This window comes from Eubacterium sp. AF22-8LB (assembly GCF_003458715.1).
In the GTDB taxonomy this organism is placed as follows: Bacteria; Bacillota_I; Bacilli_A; order Erysipelotrichales; family Erysipelotrichaceae; genus Holdemanella.
In genome coordinates, this window is sequence record NZ_QRVI01000015.1 from 38,301 (window position 1) to 57,745 (window position 19,445).

At 35.2% G+C, this 19,445-nt stretch carries 15 protein-coding genes, 2 tRNA genes and 1 pseudogene; 3 read left to right on the top strand and 15 right to left on the bottom strand.

Translation table 11 applies throughout. The features are described 5' to 3' along the window. Nucleotides 1-2: 2 nt before the first annotated feature. The 7 genes from DWY01_RS07120 to DWY01_RS07150 all read right to left on the bottom strand — a co-directional run bounded on the left by DWY01_RS07120 (nucleotide 3) and on the right by DWY01_RS07150 (nucleotide 6,307). The gene (locus tag DWY01_RS07120; protein ID WP_117995467.1) at nucleotides 3-905 is read right to left on the bottom strand and encodes an aspartate carbamoyltransferase catalytic subunit; all 903 of its coding nucleotides are present in this window, start codon (nucleotides 903-905) and stop codon (nucleotides 3-5) included. Between the two features lie 157 nt (nucleotides 906-1,062). Next, complete coding sequence (locus DWY01_RS07125) at nucleotides 1,063-1,440, bottom strand: Rid family detoxifying hydrolase (protein WP_117995468.1); 378 nt, start codon at nucleotides 1,438-1,440, stop codon at nucleotides 1,063-1,065. A gap of 12 nt (nucleotides 1,441-1,452) precedes the next feature. Then, on the bottom strand, nucleotides 1,453-2,076 hold the full coding sequence (locus DWY01_RS07130) for a DUF5052 family protein (RefSeq protein WP_117995469.1): 624 nt from the start codon (nucleotides 2,074-2,076) through the stop codon (nucleotides 1,453-1,455). A gap of 55 nt (nucleotides 2,077-2,131) precedes the next feature. Then, nucleotides 2,132-3,037, bottom strand: a complete 906-nt coding sequence (locus DWY01_RS07135; protein WP_117995470.1) for an Rpn family recombination-promoting nuclease/putative transposase — start codon at nucleotides 3,035-3,037, stop codon at nucleotides 2,132-2,134. Nucleotides 3,038-3,303: 266 nt separating this feature from the next. Then, nucleotides 3,304-4,635, bottom strand: coding sequence for an MATE family efflux transporter (locus DWY01_RS07140; RefSeq protein ID WP_243001986.1), 1,332 nt, complete (start codon nucleotides 4,633-4,635; stop codon nucleotides 3,304-3,306). Nucleotides 4,636-4,693: 58 nt separating this feature from the next. Then, on the bottom strand, nucleotides 4,694-5,863 hold the full coding sequence (locus DWY01_RS07145) for an AraC family transcriptional regulator (protein WP_117995471.1): 1,170 nt from the start codon (nucleotides 5,861-5,863) through the stop codon (nucleotides 4,694-4,696). A gap of 165 nt (nucleotides 5,864-6,028) precedes the next feature. Continuing rightward, nucleotides 6,029-6,307, bottom strand: a complete 279-nt coding sequence (locus DWY01_RS07150; protein ID WP_117995472.1) for a hypothetical protein — start codon at nucleotides 6,305-6,307, stop codon at nucleotides 6,029-6,031. A 300-nt stretch (nucleotides 6,308-6,607) separates the two neighbouring features. Here DWY01_RS07150 and DWY01_RS07155 point away from each other — a divergent pair, with 300 nt between their 5' ends. Beyond that, the gene (locus tag DWY01_RS07155) at nucleotides 6,608-7,171 is read left to right on the top strand and encodes a TetR/AcrR family transcriptional regulator (RefSeq protein WP_117995473.1); all 564 of its coding nucleotides are present in this window, start codon (nucleotides 6,608-6,610) and stop codon (nucleotides 7,169-7,171) included. A gap of 91 nt (nucleotides 7,172-7,262) precedes the next feature. Then, the gene (locus DWY01_RS07160; RefSeq protein ID WP_117995474.1) at nucleotides 7,263-9,221 is read left to right on the top strand and encodes an oleate hydratase; all 1,959 of its coding nucleotides are present in this window, start codon (nucleotides 7,263-7,265) and stop codon (nucleotides 9,219-9,221) included. Nucleotides 9,222-9,260: 39 nt separating this feature from the next. Here DWY01_RS07160 and DWY01_RS07165 read toward each other — a convergent pair whose 3' ends face one another. The 7 genes from DWY01_RS07165 to DWY01_RS07195 all read right to left on the bottom strand — a co-directional run bounded on the left by DWY01_RS07165 (nucleotide 9,261) and on the right by DWY01_RS07195 (nucleotide 13,853). Then, the gene (locus DWY01_RS07165; protein ID WP_117995475.1) at nucleotides 9,261-9,455 is read right to left on the bottom strand and encodes a hypothetical protein; all 195 of its coding nucleotides are present in this window, start codon (nucleotides 9,453-9,455) and stop codon (nucleotides 9,261-9,263) included. A gap of 33 nt (nucleotides 9,456-9,488) precedes the next feature. Next, entirely contained in the window at nucleotides 9,489-10,637 is a 1,149-nt protein-coding gene (locus DWY01_RS07170; RefSeq protein WP_117995476.1) for a DUF349 domain-containing protein, read from the bottom strand. A gap of 99 nt (nucleotides 10,638-10,736) precedes the next feature. Further along, nucleotides 10,737-10,812 (bottom strand) — tRNA-Ala (locus DWY01_RS07175). A 26-nt stretch (nucleotides 10,813-10,838) separates the two neighbouring features. Then, a tRNA-Ile gene (locus DWY01_RS07180) sits at nucleotides 10,839-10,915 on the bottom strand. A 57-nt stretch (nucleotides 10,916-10,972) separates the two neighbouring features. Beyond that, complete coding sequence (locus DWY01_RS07185) at nucleotides 10,973-11,428, bottom strand: threonine/serine exporter family protein (RefSeq protein WP_117995477.1); 456 nt, start codon at nucleotides 11,426-11,428, stop codon at nucleotides 10,973-10,975. 11 nt (nucleotides 11,429-11,439) lie between these two features. Beyond that, complete coding sequence (locus DWY01_RS07190; RefSeq protein WP_117995478.1) at nucleotides 11,440-12,189, bottom strand: threonine/serine exporter family protein; 750 nt, start codon at nucleotides 12,187-12,189, stop codon at nucleotides 11,440-11,442. 50 nt (nucleotides 12,190-12,239) lie between these two features. After that, nucleotides 12,240-13,853, bottom strand: coding sequence for a Na/Pi cotransporter family protein (locus DWY01_RS07195; RefSeq protein WP_117995479.1), 1,614 nt, complete (start codon nucleotides 13,851-13,853; stop codon nucleotides 12,240-12,242). Nucleotides 13,854-13,991: 138 nt separating this feature from the next. On the opposite strand from DWY01_RS07195, the gene DWY01_RS07200 reads away from it, so the two are divergent. Continuing rightward, nucleotides 13,992-15,080, top strand: coding sequence for a M20 family metallopeptidase (locus DWY01_RS07200; protein WP_117995480.1), 1,089 nt, complete (start codon nucleotides 13,992-13,994; stop codon nucleotides 15,078-15,080). Between the two features lie 186 nt (nucleotides 15,081-15,266). Here the strand turns inward: DWY01_RS07200 and DWY01_RS11525 are convergent. Continuing rightward, a pseudogene (locus tag DWY01_RS11525) lies at nucleotides 15,267-19,445 on the bottom strand (hypothetical protein); the annotation flags it as partial.

The window sequence follows — 19,445 nt, forward strand, 5'->3', positions numbered from 1 at the left end:
ACTTATTTTTTCTCCTTAAATGGAGCCAAACCAAATCCACGCTTAATAACTGCCTTTCTAACTAACATACCATTGTGCATTTGTTCGAAAATTCTTGATTTCTCAGCTTCAACTAAATCTGTATCAATTTCAACTCCACGGTTTACTGGAGCTGGATGCATTACAATCGCTTTGTCTTTCATTCTTGCATAACGAGCTTTTGTAAGACCATAGTTTTCAAGATATTCTTCATCAGTCATACCAGCCATTCCAGAGCCTCTTTCCTTCTGAATACGAAGCATCATGACTACGTCTGCCCATTCAACAGCTTCATCAAAATCGATTGTTGGATAACCTGGTCTTTCCCATTCTTTTGGCCCGGCAAAGCGAACGGTAGATCCTAATTTTTCTAAAGCTTCTTTATCACTAGCTGCTACTCTTGAGTGTAAAATATCCCCACAGATAACCACATTTAAGCCTTCTAATGTGCCAAATTCATTTTGCATAGTTAATAAATCAAGCAAGCATTGTGTCGGATGGTTTCCTGCACCATCTCCAGCGTTTAGAATTGGAATATTGATATTTTCCAATTCCTTGAAATATTCATCTTGAGGATGACGGATAACCACCATGTCATACCCCATTGATTCAAATGTTTTTACTGTGTCATAAAGTGTTTCTCCCTTTGTGACACTGGATGCTCCAGCCGCAAAATCAGCTACCTGGCATCCTAATTGGTGCTGCGCACTTTCGAATGAGAAATGTGTACGAGTTGATGCCTCAAAAAAAAGATTAGCAACCAATGCTTTCTGCATTGGTAATTGCCAATCTTTAAAGGAACTATTAAAAAGTCTAGCATCATCTAGAATGCTATAGATGTCTTCAACTGACAGATCTCTCATGGATAACAACGAATTTTTGTTCATATAATCCTCCTTATGACCTTAAAAAAATGGATTCAAAAAGCCCCTTTTCAAATCCAATTTTCTTTCATATATACTACCATAATTCATGGATTTTTCAATAAGAAAATTCTTCATTACAATCCAAGTATGAACCACATTTACAGCATCTATATTTAAACTATTTTTTGATTGCGATACACTCGATTTCAATCTTAGCATTTTTAGGAAGTTTCGCCACTTCAAAACAGCTTCTTGCTGGGAATACACCCTTAAAATATTTTGCGTATTCTTCATTCACTTTCGCAAAATCATTCATATCATCCAATAAAATGGTTGTCTTGACAACATCATCATATGTTAGTCCTTCTGATTCAAGTAATACACCAATATTTTCAAATGCCTTCTTTGTTTGTTCAACTACATCTACGCTTACTAAATTTCCTTCTGTATCAATCCCAAGCTGCCCTGACAAGAATACAAGCCCTTCTGTAGCTACTCCTGCTGAATAGGGGCCTAATACCTTTGGTGCTTTTGCACTGCTCATTTGTTTTTTCATATTCCGTTCCTCCTAATCCAATAGTTCTTTATCAATGATCTGAAAATTTGCTCGATGAATATACAAAGCTTTTCCATCAATCATAAGCTTAGTCATCTTTGGCAAGTTATCTGGAATCTTCCAATATACCTTATCTCCAGAATATGCAGTAATTGGCTGTCCTAATTGCGACTTAATAACCACAATTCTTCCCTTGCCAAACATATTTTTATATTTATTAATAAAACGTGCGACCGAAGTATTATCCGATAATTGCCCATGTGTATTTGAATCAATATTTTCTTGCGTAAAATCAACATCTGGTGTTAATCCATTTTGTTCAAATATGCATGTATCTCCACAGGACTCAATCTCTTTTCCATCTACTGTAATCGTAATTATGCTTGACAATTCATAACCACGAACAACTTGACCATTTTCATCATAAGAAGTATTCTCTACTGCATTACCCGTAATACTAATTTTATCACCACTAGTCTCCATGACTTCACTGCCATAATTATCATATGTATATATAGTATATCCATTCCCAACTAGATTTCCCTTTATATCATTAAATGCTGATTGAAACATACTACAGCCACTCAATAATATACATAGACATACTACGCTTATTCTTTTTATATTCTTATTCATATTCCCTCCCCATTTTATAATGAAGCCATTCAAAATGAATGACTTAACAATTATTCTAAGCTTTCATCAATAGCCTTTTAATCGACTCTTCACTTACTGAGAAGATGGATGCGATACTTGAAACACTGAATCCTTTGTCTACCATCGTTTGATACATCTCAAGTTCTTTTTTCTCACTGCCTTGTTCAATTCCTTTTTCAATACCTTGTTCTATTCCTTTTCTTATTCCTTCAGCTTCCCATTCCTTTGACTTTACTTCCAGCCATCTCTTTTCAGCTTCACACATCTCAATCTCCTCCTTTTCCTCTAATTCCTTTAAATCCAGCCATTCTACATCCGTCAACGTCTTCACTACCTTTAATACGCTACTTTTCACAACCCCAAAGTCATTGATTGTTCCTTCATAAATAGACTGATCATATATGCTTCGACATATGTAGAATAGATTATGTACGTCTTCTTCATTAAAATTATATGAAGTCTTTCCTGTGATTTCAATCAGATTCATTTGATAGTCATGGAAATAAGATTTGAATCTCTCATCCACATCCACGAGTTCTGATAATTGCCTAGCTGCACGCCAAGGCCTTTCTCCTGTATAGAATACTAGAATGTGTACCATGGGTAGTTTTTCTTCTACCTTATTCTTCTTTAACTTCTTTAACATTCGGTCATAAGCTACAAACTCATATGTTGCAGCTCTTACAACCATCGAAGCATCCACACAACTTTGATTCTCAATGATGAATGCACTATAAAGATTTCCATCATTGTACTTACGTATGACATCCACATGCTTTTCTAGATTCATATGCGAATCATTCATCTCTGAATCAAGTTCCATACAGTTTTCAGGTTTAAGAACTCTTTCTCCATCAAAAAAGTATGCATTAAAGAAGTCGACAAAATAGGCATTGTTTTCTAGAAACTCCTTCATTGTTTTGTCTTTTGATTTATTCATGTGTTTGAATCACCTCCTATCTCATATACGAAATAAATAGAGGTTTTTCTAAATTTTGATAATTTCACATAATTAATTCTGATTTCACAATATTTACCAAAGTTATACTAAATTTATGACAACATGGGATGGTATTCTATAGATGTCTTAAAGATAAGACAAATGAATATAGAAAATAAACCAATATTCATATCTCTCTCCTAAAAAAAATAATAATAAACAAAAAAAGAAGCCATTCTAGACACCAACACTAGAATGGTTTTCTTTTATTCTTGCCAATTAATTTTTCGATAATACAAGAAGAACACAACACTTGATAAAGACCAAGTGAATGGATAGATCATATATACAAATACAATATTATGGAACATCATATTCAATGCCGTTAATAAGGTCACTCTTACAAAGCACCAACACACAAGCATGACAACCATTGGAATTATAGACTTTCCTACACCACGAAGCACAGCCGACACACCATGACTATACGCTAATAAAAAGAATAGTATCGTTGCATAATGTGCGCGTTCAACTCCATATTGTATAACTTGTGGATCATTCGCAAACAAGCGCATCAATGGAGCGGCAAACAGCGCAATCAATAACCCTATGATTTCAGCTAAGCTTACCGAGCAAGTTAGTCCAAACCGAGCTCCTTTTCTTGCTCGATCAAATTCTCTTGCACCTCTATTTTGTGAAACAAAAGTCGTCAGTGCCATCATAAAGCTAGTGATGGGTAAAAACGCAAAACCCTCAATTTTTGTATACGTACCAATGCCTGCCATAGCCAATGATCCAAAGGTATTAATATTGGATTGTACAACTACGTTGGATATTGAAATCAAGCTATTCTGAATCCCCGTAGGAATACCCATTTCTAATATTTCTTTACCTACATCAGCATGTATACGAATCTTAGAAAGATGTACCTGATGACTTTCATTTGTCCGAATCAATAGATACAAACAAAGAATAGCACTTAAAAACTGCGATAAAATCGTAGCCAAGGCAGCTCCTTCTACATTCATATGAAAGCATGCCACAAATACAATATCCAATACGATATTTACACAGCTTGATGCGATCAAAAAATACAGTGGATGCTTACTATCACCTACTGACTGCATTATACCTACACAAGAATTGTATAGAATCATACCTAATGATCCTAAAAAGTAAATTTGTAGATACGATGTAGATAAATGAATTACATTCTTTGGTGTTCCCATCCAGCCTAAAAGAATGGGTGCCAACAAGTATCCAAACACAGTTAGACCAATTCCAAAAATCACTCCATACGCCATAAGTGTATGAATCGCATTCTGCATCTTTTCCATGTCTTTTGCACCAAAGTAGCGTGCAATCACAACACCAGCTCCAACAGAAATTCCTTGGAATAGACTTGTCAAAAGAAAAATCAATTCACCACACGAAGTAACAGCTGCAAGGCTAGAACTGCCTAAAAAGTTCCCTACAATTACGGAGTCTGCCGTGTTATAAAGTTGTTGAAATAAATTGCCTAGAAATACAGGAAAGGCAAATAAAAGCATTTGTTTCCATATTATTCCAGATGTCATTAACATTTGATTTTTTTTCATGAACATATCATACACTATTAATTGATATTTATGTAAAGAAAAAAGTCCATTTCTGGACTTATTGTGAAATACTCTTGGCATAATCAGTTGGGGAAATGCCATATTGCAGCTTAAACTTCCTTGAAAAATAGTGAATAGAAGTAAAGCCTAAAATATCGGATATTTCTGAAATCGTTTGATTATGTTCATGAATCATAATTTTTGCCTGATTCAATTTTACATTTGAAATATATTGTTTTGGCGTAATATGAATATTCGATTTAAATAAATTCTGTAAGCTTGATCTAGAAATCGAAAATTTCAAGCACAAATCCTCTACGGTAAACTGTTTATAAACATTATTGTTGATAAACACCAAGATTTCATTTAATAATGTACTCTCATAATGCTCCTGCATTGGATTTGTCGTAATAATCTGTGTTTCGTCTCTTTCATCATCAAATTGATATAGAAGAATCAAGATTTGTTTCAAATACAATAATACAAGTTCCGAATTCAAATGACCATCAGACTGAATTGATTTCATAAATTCGGATAGAACGGAATAGATATCTTTTCGTGTATGGAATACACGATTTTTTAAATCCCCATCCAGTTTATTTTCCATATCAAAAGTAATGGTCAAATAAGAACAAGTACTCAGACTATCCGTGCTTTGTGTATGGAATTGTCCTGGGTAATATAAAATCAAATCATATTTTTGAAGTCTAAACTTTTTACCATCTACTGTTGTATCCAAGGTTCCATGATCTATATATGTCAATTCATAATAATCATGTGTTTCTCCAGGGAATATATAATTTGATTTACGCACTTGATAAAAACATGTAAAAATTTCTTTTAAATTCATTTTCGAAACCAAAGCCTGATAAGAATACGGAGCCTCCATCATCTTTTGATTCATCCCATGACTCGAATAATAAATTTGAAGCACACTTTCTCGCGAAATAGAAACATAATTAAAATAAATATCTGGTTTTAAACGAACAACACGATGGATTACATATTCTTCAAACTTTTTCCCATCCTTACTTACCACAAGCATGATTATTCCGCTTTTTGTATCCAAATATACAGGATCACTTGAATAATAAAAAGAATCGAACGTCTTGTTTGTGATTTTAAAATCGTTTTCAACATAATCAACCAAATGCCCAGAATTATGATTCACAGAATAAAATACATCCCCAAATTTTTGGAATGAATAATTCGTAGTTCTTTTTTGCATAAGTAATTCTCCTTAGTTTTATGCTTTTATTAGTTTGTTATTTTTAGTTTAGAAAGTTGTTTATCTACTAAAAAGTATAAACCCAAATAGTTTATTCGTAAAGTATTTTCCAATAAACAAAAGTGCTCTATTCATCATTAAACACGATAAATAAAACACTTTTTGTCATATCATTTTTTTAATTGCAGGAAGAATCACTTGGTTTACAATCTCATAATTCGTTGTTCTTTCATCCGCAAAATAATATTCTTTAAATTCATCTAGTGATAAAGTCACTATTTTCATCAAAGATATTTCTCTATTATCTCTTTTCCAAATTTCATATTCATACACATCCACATCCCGCGTATTTAGAAGAACATTATATTCTGTACCATCCAAACAAAAACGAAAACAATCCAAAAAAAATACACTCATTTGCGATTCATCAATTGAAATATGCATATAGTTATCTCCTTCTTTTTCTACTTATACTTTAAATCAAAGACATATATTTTCATAGCTTTATTTAACGCCTACAAATATGCTATGTTTAATTCCCAAAATTTCACAAAATCTTTTGATTATATTAACAAATGACAAGACTATAGTGTAAGTGTGCTTGAGAGAAGCACATCTACAATATTCAAAGGGCCTCATTTACAGCGTGAGGCAAGAAATTCTGTTTGTTACAGCCACTCAGAATTTAATGTTCATGGTCTCCTAAGAATTGACGGGAGACCCTTTTTTTTATAACATAGAATTATGTCAAACTTAACTAAATTAGCTTTAGAGCAATCCCTAAAAAGATTCTTATTAAAGAAGCCTCTTGATAAGATTACCATCAAAGATCTAACGGACGATATTGGCATTTCAAGAATGTCTTTCTACTATCACTTCAAAGATATTTATGATCTAGTTGAATGGTCTTGTATTTATGATGCCACAAATGCACTTAAGGGAAATAAAACCTATGATACTTGGCAAGAAGGACTAACATCTATTTTTGAAGCTGTCTTACAAAACAAGCCATTCATCTTGAATGTATATCACACAACAACGCAGGACAGTATTGAACGCTTTCTGTTTACAACTGTACACGACTTAATTTTGGGTGTTGTTAGAGAAAAAGCCCAAGGAACCGATATCACTGAAGAACAAATTCAATTTATTGCGGATTTCTATAAGTATAGCTTTGTAGGGATCATGCTTGATTGGATCCATAAAGGTATGTGTGAAGATTATCATGAAATCGTCTATAATATGGCCAACACTTTACATGGTTCTATCGCAAATTCTATTTCCAACTTTACAAATGAGGCAAAATGATAAAAAAATTATCATCTTGCTTTTTTTGTTTATGGTTTTTAATTTTGAATCTCCCTATTATGTAACCATAAAGAAAAAGGAGGACATGTATATGTCAAAGAATAATGTAAAATTAGGCATTGCAGGCCTTACCGCTGCAGCAACAGGCGCTGCTTTATTTACTGCAAAAAAAATGAACGATAAGAAAAAAGAAGAAAAAAAGACGACAAATGAATATCGTAATACGGAACGTGGAAAATACGAAAAAAATTCAAAGGGTATTTACTACACAAACGGAAACTACGAAGCTTTTGCTCGACCAGAAAAACCAGCTGGTGTAGATAATAAGAATGCGTATATCGTTGGTAGTGGATTGGCTGCCTTAGCTGCTGCTTGCTTCTTGGTACGTGATGGACAAATGCCAGGAAAAAACATTCACGTATTAGAGGCTATGGACATTGCCGGAGGTGCTTGCGATGGTATCTATGATCCTACTCGTGGATATGTTATGCGTGGAGGACGCGAAATGGAAAATCACTTCGAATGTTTATGGGATCTATTCAGAAGCATTCCTTCATTAGAAGTTGAAGGTGCTAGCGTTCTAGATGAATATTATTGGTTAAACAAACATGATCCAAACTACTCATTATGTCGTGCTACAATCAACCAAGGTAAAGATGCTCACACAGATGGTAAATTCGATTTAAGTACTAAAGGCGCTATGGAAATCATGAAATTATTCATGACACCAGACGAAGACTTGTACGATAAAACAATTGAAGATGTATTTGATGAAGAAGTATTTGATTCTACATTCTGGATGTACTGGAGAAGTATGTTTGCGTTTGAAAACTGGCACTCAGCACTAGAAATGAAGCTATATTTCCAAAGATTCATTCACCACATTTCAGGACTTCCTGATTTCAGTGCTTTAAAATTCACTCGTTACAATCAATATGAATCATTGATTCTTCCTATGCAAAAATATCTAGAAGCTCATGGTGTAGACTTCCAATTCAATACAGAAGTTACAAATGTTGAATTTGAATTTGTGGGTGATAAAAAGATTGCGAAGACAATTGAATGTAAAGTCAACGGAACAGAAACTGGCATTGTATTAACAGAAAACGACTTAGTATTCGTCACAAACGGAAGTTGTACAGAAGGAACTATCTATGGTGACCAAGACCATGCGCCTAATGGAGATGCAGAAGTAAGAACGAGCGGATGCTGGAGCTTATGGAAAAACATTGCTAAACAAGACCCAAGCTTTGGGCATCCAGAAAAATTCTGTTCCGACATTGCCAAGACAAACTGGGAATCTGCCACAGTTACAACTTTAGATGACAAGATCATTCCTTATATTACAAACATTTGTAAACGTGATCCTCGCAGTGGAAAAACTGTTACAGGTGGTATCGTAACATGTAGAGATTCTAGTTGGTTATTAAGCTGGACAATCAATCGTCAAGGACAATTCAAGAACCAAGATCCAAACAAAGTATGTGTTTGGGTATATGGATTATTCACTGATGTAGATGGTGACTACATTAAGAAACCTATGAAAGAATGTACAGGTAAAGAAATCACAGAAGAATGGTTATATCACTTGGGTGTTCCAACAGATCAGATCGAAGAATTAGCTACAAACTCAGCTCGTTGTGTACCTACAATGATGCCTTACATCACAGCCTTCTTCATGCCAAGAACTAAGGGAGATCGTCCTGATGTCATTCCTGATGGATGTGTAAACTTCGCATTCCTTGGACAGTTTGCCGACACACCAAGAGATACAGTCTTCACAACTGAATATTCAGTACGTACCGCAATGGAAGCTGTTTATGGATTATTAGGTGTCGATCGTGGTGTTCCAGAAGTTTGGGGCAGCGTATACGACGTACGTGAATTATTAGATTCAAGCGTTAAATTAATGGATGGTAAATCGCCACTTGAAATTAACCTTGGACCACTAAACGTATTCAAAAAACCAGTTCTAAAGGCAATCAAGGGAACTGTTATTGAAAAACTATTAAAAGATCACGATGTCATAAAAAGTGATATGAAATATTAAGAAAGAAGCTATCAGCCAAAATCGACTGATAGCTTCTTTTTATACGTCTAACCAGATTTTTAATCCCGTTGTATCCGCTCTTCCTGATACAAAGGTTACCTCTACATTATGATATTGCTCGCATTCTTTACGAATATCTTTTACTAGTCCTTCTAGTATAACTTCATTTTTTTGATTGTATAATATAATTTTTGTTTCTGGATAAAATAGCTTCATACATTCATGAAAATTCATATAATAAACCTCAAGAAAAAGAGAGTAGATAGACTACTCTGCTAATTTCTTTTCAATATCTTCAATTTCTTGTTCAAGTTGTTTAATGAAGTCTTCTTTATCTTCTACCTGATCTTGTAAATCAGCCACTGTTGCTTCACTTACTAAACCAGTCATATCATCTTGAAGGCGTTTGATTTGACGTTTTTGATTTGCGATTTGCTCCTCTTTACGAGAAATGATTTCTTGCATATGCTCACGCCAATTTGCACGGCGCTTTTCACTAGCTTCTTTTAACCCTGCAAAATATTCGTCCATGACACCTCTGAATTCATTCCAAATTTCATCTTCTTTATCTTTTCCACAGAAACCAATTGATTTCCATTTATTCGATAATTCTTTCATCATTACAGTTTGTTCACGAGTATATTCCTTTAAACCAGCGATTGATTTTGCTTCTTTAACTAAAGCTTGTTTCTCAGCATACTTTTCATCGTGTTCTGCATGTAATTTTTCATAGAATTCATTACGCTTTGCGTAGAATTTTTGACGTGCCTCATTAAATGCATTCCATAAATCATCATCAAATTCACGTCCTGCATTTCCAGCTGCTTTCCATGCATCCATTAATTCTTTATATTTAGCACTCGTTTTTTGCCATTCTTCAGAATCCTGTAAAGCTTTGGCCTTTTCAATTAAATCTTCTTTTACCTTTTTGGCATTTTCAAATTGAACTGCTCTATTTTCCCAATTTTGGTGTTTACGATCATAGAACTTCTGACGAGCTGCATTGAAACGTTCCCACAATTCATCATCTGTTTTCTTTCCAGCATTTCCAGCAGCTTTCCATTCATCCATTAATGATGTCATTTTTTCTGTTGCCTTTTTGAAATCATCTGATAAAGAAGTTTTTTCAGCCTCTTTAATCAATGCTTCTTTTACATCAACAACCTTTTGAGACAACTCCTTCTGTTTTTCATATACTTTTTCAATATTTGCTTCAAATTCTTCTCTTAATTTTTCTTCAGCTAAAGACTCACCAAAGCCAGTCTTTCTCCATCTTTTTTTCAAATCATTCACAAAGCGTACTGCTTCACTGAAATCTTCAATTTCATCAACTTTTTTTGATTCTTCGACAAGAGCCTCTTTTTGGTCAATACCAGCTTCCATATCTTCGAATTCTTCGTAAAAATCTTTTTCCATACAATCTACTCAGCTTTCTAATCATCCGATTACTTATGATTATACCATAGAATAAAAAAGATATAAAAAAAAACTGCATAAGCAGTTAAATTTTATATTTGGTGGAGCGTATCGGGATCGAACCGATGACCCCCTGCGTGCAAGGCAGGTGCTCTCCCAGCTGAGCTAACACCCCATCATATCAAGCGTCTAAAGAAATCATGGTGGGCCTGAATGGACTTGAACCAACGACCTCACCCTTATCAGGGGTGCGCTCTAACCACCTGAGCTACAGGCCCATATCCCCAAGACGCTCATATATAATACCATGTATTTTTATAATTGCAAGTACTTTTTTACTTTTTTTCTAAAAACTTTCTCTTTTCCAAATAATACACACGCATAATCGTGGAAACCAATAGGATTCCCAAAGCCAAAACACCCGCAATACTCAACGTTTGAAGCCCCATATTTAGTGTGTTTTGAGCATCCCCACGAATAGCCGCAAGCATCGTACGATACATACCGCCTCCAGGAACCAATGGAATCAATGCACAAACTAAAAATGTTGTGACTGGCGTCTTACATTGACGAGCCAATATTTCTGATCCGAAGGCTAAGCCTAAAGCTCCATAGAAATTGGATAATATTTCAGAACAACCTAAATACAGTCCCACCTTATAACAAGTACCTCCAATGGCACCTACAACACCGGCTAGCCATAAATTTCTTCCTTTAATATTAAATAGAAAACCAAACCCTAAACTAGCAAGGAATGAAGATATTCCTGCTTTTAAAATAACGTATACCATAATTCATTCCCCTATATCCAAAAATACATCACAAAACCAGCCCCTACCGCAATGGCAATAGCGCACAAAAAGGCATCTACCGCTCTTGCGACGCCAGAAACATAATCTCCTGCAATCGTATCACGAATCGCATTGGTAATCGCAAGTCCAGGCACTAGAAGCATAAAGCTAGAAATCACCATAATATCCACATTCGTCTGTGGTAATACTTGATGGATCAATTGCGCACTCAGTGCGGCAGATCCTGCCGATATCGCATTATTCAAGAAAGAATTTAGTTTGTGTTTTGACAAGAAACAGCTGATACAACGAATCAAAATTCCAATAAAAAAGGACATCACAATTTCTAATAAAGTCCCATTAAAGAAAATCGCAAATCCAGCAGCGCCAACAGCACCAAACAACATCGTTTTAAAAAAAGAATATCTCGGCATTTCTTTAATTTTTTCTAACACAGCAGCCAGTTCATCGACTGATATTGGATTTGAGCATATACTTCTAGAAAGCGTATTAATTTGATCGATACGATTTAAATCTACTTCTCCTGTATGCACTCTACAAATACGCGTTACCGTTTTATTGTCATATGTTAAAGAGAACATGATACCCGTCAAAGTTACATAGCTATCCGCATATTCAATTCCTTCAAAACAACGACACATTCTTACCATTGTTTCTTCGACACGATTGACTTCCGCACCACTCTCAACTAACATCTTTCCAGCTTCAATAATTGTGTTTAATAACTTCTCTATATTCATAACAAGATTATAACAAAATATAAGAAAAAAATAAGCAGAAAAACTGCTTATTAATCAGGAATCTCAACTGTGATTTTATCAAGCTCTTGAGATACATTTAACGCATGGTCATTAATACGTTCAAAATCCGTAAAAATACGCGACAACATCATACTTACTTCACTAGAACACTTCTGTTGTTTAAGTGCTTGAATCTGTGCTTCACGCCAACTTGATACAAGTGTATCAATCACATCATCCTTGCGTTCTGCCTCATCCACGTCATCTAAATCATTTTTCATATCCACACATAACTTTTTCATGTGTTCAACAATTTCTATTTCAGAAATTGTCATATGATCCTGAAGGCGCTTTGTCGCCTGATGATTCATATTCACCGCATAATCACTAATACGTTCAATATCTACCAACATTAAATAATAGCTTGATAAAGCTTGAGAAATATTCACATTTAAATTTGGCGTAGCTAAAGCCGTACTAATATATTCACTAATTACTTTATCCAAGTAATTGACAGTATCTTCTCTTTTATAAATCTGTTCATCTGTTTTATCACTAAACTGAAGCAACTGATCAAAGGACTGATTTACATTCTCATACGCAAGCTCTAACATGTGCATTGTTTCATCATTGATTTGTTTTACAGAAATAGCTGCACCACCAATCATCTTCTTAGACTTTGGCAATGGTTGTAAGTATAATAAACGATCATCTTCTGTCTCTTTATTTTCAACAGGCAAAATGTGTTGTGCAAACTCAGCCAAATATTTTCCAAATGGAAGTAATAGAATTGTTGTACAAACATTAAACAAAGTATGCATATTCGCAATCTGTGCTGTTGCATTGTATGGAGTCCAATGAATAACCATAGACACTAATGGAGTACACATACATACAATTGTAAAAATTGTTGTACCTATAATATTAAAGCTCAAATGAATTGCGGTTGCTTGTTTAGCTTCACGACTTGTTCCAATTGATGCAAGAACAGCCGTAATACAAGTACCAATATTTTGACCAAACAATACATACACAGCTCCATCCAAGCCAATAACACCACTGGCTGCTAGGGCCTGTAAAATACCTACAGAAGCTGAACTTGACTGAATCAAAGCCGTAAATCCTGCACCCACTAAAATACCTACTAATGGATTTGAAAAGTGTGTTACTAATTCAACGAATTCTTTCGATTCTCTTAATGGCATCATAGCTGTACTCATCATATTCATACCAATAAAAAGAATACCCAAACCTGCAATGATCTGTCCAATATCGGTTGCCTTGGCACTCTTAGTAAACATTATCAAAGCTACACCCATAAAGGCAACTAGAGGCGCAATAGCACTTACATCCAACGCAATTAGCTGACCAGTAATAGTTGTACCTACATTGGCCCCCATAATAATCCAGACAGCCTGTTGCAAAGTCATCATTTGCGCGTTGACAAATCCAACGACCATAACTGTTGTTGCACTCGAGCTTTGAATAACTGCCGTAACAAGAGCACCTACAATTACACCTAAAAATCGATTTGAAGTTAATTTTTCTAAAATTTGTTTTAAACGATCTCCAGCCGCAGCTTCAAGACCATTTCCCATCATTTGCATTCCATATAGGAATAAAGCTAAACCACCCAATAGAGACAATATATTTGTTGTTGTCATATTTTCCACCTTTTCATATTTTCGTCTTTAATATAAATTTAAACAGAAATTCATACTATCTTTACAATGTTAAATCTATGTTAAATTTATTTAACATTTTAAAATAGAGAGTATAATAAACCACAAAAGGAGAATTTTATGCCAACAATTATCGAAAACAGAAGGAATTTACATCAAATTCCAGAAATAGAATTATTGACGCAGAAGACAGCACAATACATTGAAAACATTTTAGACTTATATGACTGTACAATTAATCATCCCATCCCTAATAGTGTAACCGCATTTTTTGACAATAAGAAAGAAAAGACAATCGTATTCCGTTCTGATATGGATGCTCTTCCTATGGAAGAAAATACAGACCTAGAATTCAAAAGCACCAATGGATGTATGCACGCCTGTGGGCACGACGGCCATATGGCTATGGTTCTAGAATTAGCGAAATATGCCAAGGAAAGCAACTATAACGTATTATTGTTATTTCAACCAGGCGAAGAAAAGCCAGGTGGAGCCAAACCAATCATAGACACACAATTCTTCAAACAATTTAATATTGCCGCCATCTATGGAACACACATCTATCCAGAACTTGAAAAAGGCAAAGTTTATACACGTCCTAATGAAATGATGGCAGGCGGATGTGAGTTTGAACTTTTAGTAAAAGGAAAAGCCAGTCATGCAGCCCAACCTCAAAATGGAATCAATGCACTAACGGCTTGTGTAGAAATTCTACAAAAGTCTTTGGAACAAGAAGAAAAAGCTTTTGACAACAATACATTCCACCTCTTACACTTTGGCACTTTCCATTCTGGCCAAGCCTTCAATATTATTGCCGATCAAGCTCATGTAAGAGGATCCATTCGCTATTATGATCCGAAAGTATTTGATCAAATTGTTGATATCATTGAACAAAACATGAATAACGCAATAAAAAAATACAAGGTACAAGTCAACTTTAAAATCAATCATCATTATCCACCCGTATTCAACAACGAAGAATTATTCTATACACTATACAAAAACAATCTAGTCAACAAACTAGATAGCCCTGTACTTATTAGTGAAGACTTTGGCTACTATAGAAACGTAGCCCCATCTATCTTCTTCTTTTTAGGTACGGGAGACACCATTCCATTACACTCAAACAGGTTCACTTTTGATGAAGATATCTTATACAAAGGTATAGAACTATACAGGAAACTATTAACGACAAAGATCCCATTCTAGTACGCACTAGGATGGGATTTAGATATTATGATAACAAAATCGGGTCAAAGTAAATGAACCCATAAATCACTCAAATAGAGCTCAACCTATCCCGTTCAACTATTAATCGCACATTAAATAGGTTGCAGCAACAAGAAATTGTAAAGGAGTAGCACGAGTCTACTCCTTTTGTGTTATTAACTTTTATTAAGCTTGTTGTGCTTGTTCGTCTTCATCATCGTCATCGACGTTTTTCCATTTACGTCCTACGAAGAATACTACGATTTGTACCAATCCAATAACAACCATCCAAATTGTCCATTGATCTGTCCATGTCCATGCTAGACTCATATCTTCAGTTACTAGGAAGAATACAACAGATACGATTGCGATTAGAACTGCAAGTACGCGAGTGAATAATCCACGTTTCTTTTCTTGTTCTTGTTCTTCGTCTTCATTTGTAGTTGCTTGTTGTTTTGTTTCATCATCCTCTTCTTCGTCATCTTCATCTTTATGACGTTTACTAATCAACAACAACAATCCGAATAATACTGTTACGATTGCACAGATTAAGTTGATCAATGCCCAATAGTACTCTTGTGTTGCCTTTGGAGTGTAATCCTCTTCAACCTTTTCTTCCTCTTTAGGTTCAGCCTTAGGCGTTTGTTCTTCTTCGACCTTTTCTTCAGGAACAGGAGTAGGAGTAGGAACTACTCTTTGAACAACTGGCGGTACGCTTGGAGTTGTAGGTGTAGGAGCTGGAGTTACTGGAGTTGTATCTCGTGTAACTGTTAATGTTCCAACAACCTTTGTAATGTCGTAGTTAGATGCCAATGTATTTTCATTCAACTTATATTCGAATGCGTTTGCACTGTCTCCAACCTCTGTTTGAGATCCAGTTACTTCATATGTAGCACCTTCACCCTTCGCAAATCCATCACCACTCACTTTAATTGATGTGTTTGTTAATGGATTGCCATCATAAGTCTTGCTTTCAGTAGCACTTGTTAATGTGACAGAACGCTTTGTGATCTTGTAAGTCTTAGTGAATGATCCAGTGTAGTTGCCTTTACCTGTAACTGTAATTGTTACTGTTCCAGCATTGACTAAATCACCAGTGTAAGTTACTGAGTAATCCTTATCAGCTTCTAATGCTTTTAAAGATCTCGTATCACTAACTGTTAATACTTCTTTATGTTCTTGACCATCATACATTGAATCACTTGGTTCATTTACTGTAATGCCTGTCTTCTTTTCTTCTGGAGTATTTGGTTCATCCGGAATAATTGACTTAGCTTTAACTGTTAATTTACCAATCGATTCTTTTGCTAACTTGTAGTTTGACTTTAATGCTGTTCCATCCCACTTGAATTCATAAGTGTTATCAGAACTTCCAACCTCAGTCTGACTTCCAGTTGTCTTAAATGAGTAAGTCTCACCATAAACAATTCCGTCTACCAAACCAAAATTTGTTAATGCTTTACCATCGTAAACCTTCGTACCATCTAATGTAGTAATTGTATATTCACGAGGTGTGATTGAATAAGTACGAGTCACTTTACCAGTGTAGTTTCCAACACCAGTAATTGTTACTGTGATTGTACCTACATTTGTGAAATCAGATGTTTCGTATTCTACTACATAATCTGTTCCAACAATTAATTCTTTACCAGTCTTATCTACAACTGTAGGAGACCACTTGTGTTCCTTGCCATCATAGACTTCATCACTTGGATTACTGATTTCAATTCCTAAATAATCAGGATTTGGTTTATCAGGATCTTCACCTGGATCAATTGACTGTTTCTTCACTGTCAATGTTCCAATTGAATCTTTACCATGCTTGTAGTTTGTTTCTACAGCTGTTCCTTTAAACTTCAATTCATATGTGTTGTCAGAAGTACCTGCATTTGTCTGACTTCCTGTTGTCTTGAAGTTGACTGTTTCGCCTTCTACCAAACCATTCACACGTCCACCAGCTGTTAATGCAGTTCCATCATAAGGCTTTTCAGCACTGTCTGTTGTCACTGTATATTCTCTTGGTGTGATCTTATATCTCTTAGTAAATTCGCCTGTATAGTTTCCGATACCTTTGACTTCAATCTTCACTGTTCCAACATTGACTACATCACCTACATATGTCAATGTGTAATCTTTGTTTTCTACTAGATCCTTACCTGTCTTTGTATCTCTTACTGTCAATGCATTTACATGTGCTTCTCCATTATAGATTGAATCCGCTGGATCTGTTGCTTCAATACCAGTCTTCTTATCTTCAGGAGTATTTGGTCCATCAGGAGTGATTGACTTAGGAGTGATTGTCAACGATCCATCTGTAACTACGAATTTAACTTTATTGTAGTTATCATTGTTGTTTGTGAAATCACTTACCTTCAATCCCATTGGATAAGTATTAGCTTCTGTACCCTTCACTTCATCATTTCCATTGAATGTGAAATCTGATACTTCATATGTACTACCCTTAGTTATTGATACATCGTATCCCGTAACACTCTTTTCATTTCCATCATATTCAAATGATTTCTTATGACCAGTAATTACGACTACAACTTCTCCATCTTGACTTGTGACTGTTAAATCACCATAGACTACTTCGATAGTATAGTTAGAAGCTTTTGTGTTTGACTTCAATTCATAAGTGAATGTGTTCTTACTTGTACCTTTTTCTGTTTGACTACCAGTTACATTATAAGTTGCACCTTCATCCTTTACGAATCCACTACCACTTTCAGTTACTTCACCATTCATCAAAGGTTTCTTATCATAAACTTTAGAATCTGTTGCACTTGTCAACAATACATCACGCTTAGTGATTTCATAAGAAGTCTTCGCTGTTCCTGTATAGTTTCCAATACCTGTAATCGTTACTTCAACTGTACCCGCATCGACTGCTGCTGTATAAGATAATGTGTAATCTACATTTTCTTTAAGTGTCGCACCTGTCTTTGTATCTTCTACAGTTGGCTTGTTCTTCTGCTCTTCGCCATTGTACATTGTATCTTCAGGCTTAGTTACCTGAATACCCGTCTTCTCATCTTCTGGATCAATTGACTTAGGTGTGATTTCTAATTTTCCATCCTTAACTACGAATTCTACATCTGCAAAGTTTCTATTCTTGTTTTCAAACTGAGCTGGAGTCAACTTCATAGTATATGTTCCGACTTCAATTCCTTCTGCCTTAGCTGTTCCATTGAATTGAACATCCGCTTTCTTGTATAGAGCATTCGAAATATTTGTTACTTTATAGCCTTCTACTGAATGTGTTTTTCCATCATAGACTGCAGTATCTTTATTACCAGTAATCGTTACTGTTACCTTATCTGTTAATGGAGTGACCTCTAATTTACCTTCTTTTGTTTCAATTGTGTAGTTAGAAGCTAGAGTTCCCTTATTCAATTTATAGCTGAATGTATTGTTGCTAAAACCTACATCCGTTTGAGATCCAGTTACATCATATGTTGCACCTTCACCTTCAACGAATCCATTACCACTTTCAGTTACCTTCTTCTTAGTTAATGCATTTCCATCATAAACCTTCGTATCATCTGCACTTGTCATTGTAACTTTACGCGGAGTGATTTCATAAGAAGTATCAACTGTACCTTCATAGTTTCCGATACCTGTAATCGTTACAGTTACTGTTCCAGCATTCACTGCTGCTGTATAAGATAATGTGTAATCTGTATCTTCTACTAATTTGACATCTCTCTTCGTATCTCTAACAACTGGCTTGTTCTTTTGTTCTTTGCCATTGTACATTGTATCGTCAGGCTTAGTTACCTTAATACCCGTCTTCTTATCGTCTGGAGTATCCGGTCCGTCTGGAATAATTGATTTCTTAGTAACCTTTAATTGACCGATTGAATCTTTTCCATGCTTGTAGTTTGTTTCTACAGCTGTTCCTTTAAACTTCAATTCATATGTGTTGTCAGAAGTACCTGCATTTGTCTGACTTCCTGTTGTCTTGAAGTTGACTGTTTCGCCTTCTACCAAACCATTCACACGTCCACCAGCTGTTAATGCAGTTCCATCATAAGGCTTTTCAGCACTGTCTGTTGTCACTGTATATTCTCTTGGTGTGATCTTATATCTCTTAGTAAATTCGCCTGTATAGTTTCCGATACCTTTGACTTCAATCTTCACTGTTCCAACATTGACTACATCACCTACATATGTCAATGTGTAATCTTTGTTTTCTACTAGATCCTTACCTGTCTTTGTATCTCTTACTGTCAATGCATTTACATGTGCTTCTCCATTATAGGTTGAATCCTCTGGATCTGTTGCTGTAATACCACTCTTTTCATCTTCTGGATCGATTGACTTAGGAGTGATTGTTAACTTTCCATCCTCTACTCTGAATGT